This is a genomic window from Parafrankia sp. EUN1f (assembly GCF_000177675.1).
Classification (GTDB): domain Bacteria; phylum Actinomycetota; class Actinomycetes; order Frankiales; family Frankiaceae; genus Parafrankia.
The window spans coordinates 1-3,389 of the sequence record NZ_ADGX01000311.1 but is presented as its reverse complement, the minus strand read 5'-3'; the positions used below and the strand labels follow the sequence as shown (position 1 = coordinate 3,389).

The 3,389-nt window shown below is 63.6% G+C and carries 3 protein-coding genes and 1 CRISPR repeat array; of the genes, 2 read left to right on the top strand and 1 reads right to left on the bottom strand.

Annotated features, from left to right (window positions below; all coding sequences use genetic code 11):
- Nucleotides 1-355: IS3 family transposase (locus FREUN1FDRAFT_RS42695; protein ID WP_006545848.1), on the top strand; the 355-nt coding region annotated here is incomplete at its 5' end.
- 87 nt (nucleotides 356-442) lie between these two features.
- A CRISPR array of direct repeats spans nucleotides 443-2,132; the repeat unit is 30 nt; unit sequence GTCCTCATCGCCCCTACGAGGGATTGCAAC.
- Nucleotides 2,133-2,468: 336 nt separating this feature from the next.
- Complete coding sequence (locus FREUN1FDRAFT_RS42690; RefSeq protein WP_006545846.1) at nucleotides 2,469-2,711, top strand: AlpA family transcriptional regulator; 243 nt, start codon at nucleotides 2,469-2,471, stop codon at nucleotides 2,709-2,711.
- Nucleotides 2,712-2,931: 220 nt separating this feature from the next.
- Here FREUN1FDRAFT_RS42690 and FREUN1FDRAFT_RS38425 read toward each other — a convergent pair.
- On the bottom strand, nucleotides 2,932-3,389 hold a 458-nt coding region (locus tag FREUN1FDRAFT_RS38425), incomplete at its 5' end, for an ATP-binding protein (protein WP_035957530.1).

The window sequence follows — 3,389 nt, the reverse complement described above, 5'->3', positions numbered from 1 at the left end:
CATCACCATGGCCGCACGAAACCACCAGCTCACCGCCGGAGCTATTTTTCATTCGGACCGCGGAAGTAACTATACGTCTACCCAGTTCGCCGCTACGCTGAAGGGACTCGGGATCCGTCAATCCGTCGGCCGGACCGGGATCTGCTATGACAACTCGATGGCCGAGTCGTTCTTCGCGACCCTGAAGAACGAACGCGTCCACCGCACCGTCTACCCCACCCGCGAACATGCCCGACGCGATATTGCCCGATACATCGAGCTTCGCTACAATACGACACGCCGCCACTCGGCACTCGACTACCGCACTCCACGACAGGTCCACGATGAATACCTGAAAAAGCAGCCAGCTGCATAGATCAGCTTAATAGCAGCTGTCCGGATTCAACGGGGCACACCACTGCAACTGGTGGTGCTGTTGCCGGCGGCGGCCGTCGATACGGTGGTCCTCATCGCCCCTACGAGGGATTGCAACACTGCACCGGAAGGTGCGGACGCTCAAGCAGGGATGGTCCTCATCGCCCCTACGAGGGATTGCAACCCCTGCCGGAGGGCTGACCTGCCATGTGGTTCTCCCGCTGTCCTCATCGCCCCTACGAGGGATTACAACGGGAGTGCGGCGATGGATTCGCGGCGGCGGCGCAGCGTCCTCATCGCCCCTACGAGGGATTGCAACCTGATGATGAGATAGGGGCCGCCGTCCTTGCGGCGGAGTCCTCATCGCCCCTACGAGGGATTGCAACGCGGCGGTCACGCCGCCACCGCCGGGCTGGAATGCGGGTCCTCATCGCCCCTACGAGGGATTGCAACAACTGGTACGCACGCGGCTGTCGAATCCTCCGCGCCCAGTCCTCATCGCCCCTACGAGGGATTGCAACTGGATGATTTCTCCTAGCTGGGCCCGCGTAATGCTGGTGTCCTCATCGCCCCTACGAGGGATTGCAACGTTCTGAGATGGTGGCCGGGTCCTGGGCCGTTCCGAGTCCTCATCGCCCCTACGAGGGATTGCAACATGCGCGCGGCACTGGACGTCGCCAGGTAGCCACGGTCCTCATCGCCCCTACGAGGGATTGCAACCGGTCGTGCCAGCCCCACGGGTGCCCGCACAGGCAGTGTCCTCATCGCCCCTACGAGGGATTGCAACCTGCTGGCCACGGGCCGGCTGCTCGTCGCGGACTCGTCCTCATCGCCCCTACGAGGGATTGCAACCGGGTCGATGTTGGCGCTTACCTGGCCGGAGTTGCTCGTCCTCATCGCCCCTACGAGGGATTGCAACACCCATCCGCCCGCACCACGAACCTGGGGATCAGATGTCCTCATCGCCCCTACGAGGGATTGCAACTCGACGTGGATGCCGGTCTCCTCCGCGAGTTCCCGGAGTCCTCATCGCCCCTACGAGGGATTGCAACGCGTCGTACAGCGCGAGCAGCAGCCGCTTGTCGTCGTCCTCATCGCCCCTACGAGGGATTGCAACGTGCCGTCCGCCAGGTGCAGGCTCCAGGTGCCGCGGGTCCTCATCGCCCCTACGAGGGATTGCAACATGCGTCAAATGGTCCGTGACGCGATGGGGGAGCGGTGTCCTCATCGCCCCTACGAGGGATTGCAACACGACCCCCGGGGAGTTCAGCACGATGATCTGCTCGTCCTCATCGCCCCTACGAGGGATTGCAACCCCACAATTTCCTGCATACGGTGCGTTACGCTGATGTCCTCATCGCCCCTACGAGGGATTGCAACATCGTGTGCGTATCTGGCCGGATATCGGCCCACACGAGTCCTCATCGCCCCTACGAGGGATTGCAACTCGGTGGAGACGACCCAGCGGGCGAACTCGCGGAGACGTCCTCATCGCCCCTACGAGGGATTGTAACAACCGGAGCCGCTTGGAAACCTTGGTCGTCACCGCGTCCTCATCGCCCCTACGAGGGATTGTAACAACCGGAGCCGCTTGGAAACCTTGGTCGTCACCGCGTCCTCATCGCCCCTACGAGGGATTGCAACGCGTACCGGGCCAGGGTGGGCAGGGAGGACCCGTCCTGTCCTCATCGCCCCTACGAGCGATTGCAACACCCAGTCCAGGCCGGAGAGCACGACCGCGACCGGGCGTCCTCATCGCTCCTACGAGGGATTGCCACATCGACGGCTCTCTCGAGGGGAACACCCAGGAGCGCTGCGACGAGTGCTGGAACCCAGGCACCGCCGGGGGGCAGTTTTCAGGAAGCTGTGAAACTGCCCGGTGACGGCCACGAGGTCGGCTCGATGCTGGCCCACTACCGCCCTCGGCGATGGCACATTCGCAGCCCGACGTCTCGTCCGCGAGCGCCAGCAGGACGTCTGGGCGCCTGCCGGACCGCCAGCCCGGGAATAGTTGGGGAAGGTTGGTGGGAGGTGATCGGGGAGCGTCTCGGCGAGCTTCGCTAGATGCTGTATCGAATCTTCGCTAAAATCTCTCATCCTGCTGAGGGTCGGTCATGACGGAACAGCTGCGGAGCGAGAAGGTGGCGGATCTGCCGACGGGTCGGAAGCGCCTGTGGACTGTCGATGATCTCGCTGCTTTTCTTGGTGTGCCGGTAACAACGGTGTACAAGTGGCGCAACGAAGGGGAAGGGCCGCCGGGCTATCGGATTGGAAGGTATCTGAGGTTCGACGAGCAGGGGTCATCGCGTGGCTGGAGACTCGTCGCAGCGTTCCGGGTGAAGACTGACTTCAGGTGACGTCCTTCGGTCTGCCCCGCGGCCAATGTTGAGTAGCGGCGGGGCAGACGCCGGCAGTCTAGTTGACTAGTCCCTCAAGGGCTGCTGCGGCACCAGTGTCCCTGGTCTTGCGGCCGAGGTAGGTGGTGTGAACGAGAGTGATCTGGGCGTGGCCGATGTTGACGCCGAGCGAAAACTGAACGGTTCTTGCCGAGGTAAATCGGCGCACCCGGTGGTCAGGTTAGTCGCGGTTGGGGCGGTCTTTGGCGAGCAGGTCGCGGCGGGCTCGGGTGCGGTAGGAGTCGCCGGTGAGGGTGAGGACCTCGGCGTGGTGGACGAGCCGGTCGATCATGGCTGCGGCGACGACGTCGTCGGAGAAGGTCTCGCCCCAGCGGCCGAACGGCAGGTTCGAGGTGACGAGGATCGAGCCCTGTTCGTAGCGGGAGGCGACGAGTTGGAAGAACAGGTTGGCGGCGTCCTGGTCGAAGGGGATGTAGCCGACCTCATCGATGATGATCAGCTTGTAGCGGCGGATCTTCTTGAGTTCGGTGTCGAGGTGTCCGGCCTGGTGTGCGGCGGCGAGCCGGGTGATCCAGTTGTTGGCGGTGTCGAACAGGACCGAACAGCCGGCCTGGGCGGCCTTGACGCCGAGGCCGATGGCCAGGTGGGTCTTCCCGATGCCGGGTGGGCCGAGCAGGA